The organism is Pseudomonas sp. 2822-15, assembly GCF_002742515.1.
GTDB classification, from domain to species: domain Bacteria; phylum Pseudomonadota; class Gammaproteobacteria; order Pseudomonadales; family Pseudomonadaceae; genus Aquipseudomonas; species Aquipseudomonas salomonii.
In genome coordinates, this window is record NZ_LJRY01000378.1 from 1 (window position 1) to 250 (window position 250).

The 250-nt window shown below is 34.0% G+C and carries 1 protein-coding gene; it reads right to left on the reverse strand.

The features are described from left to right. Positions 1–66 precede the first annotated feature (66 nt). The coding region (locus tag AOA59_RS31130; RefSeq protein WP_143522868.1) for a helix-turn-helix domain-containing protein at positions 67–250 on the reverse strand (184 nt) is incomplete at its 5' end.

Here is a 250-nt window from a genome sequence, read left to right on the forward strand (position 1 = left end):
GTTGCTTTACTTATTGATCGAGAGTGAAGCAGAATTCTTAAAAACAGTTAGATGTTTTTAGAAAAATTACTCAATCCATCCTTTCAGTAAGTTTTTAAGTGGTTCATTGTTAAATATAAGTACTCGATATTTCCCCTTTCTTTTCGATTTTACTAGCACGGCATCTTCCATTACAGTTAGATGTTTTGCTATCGCTTGTCGTGAGATGGAAAGATCGTGCTTCATAATGAGACGTGTTGTAAGTTCATAC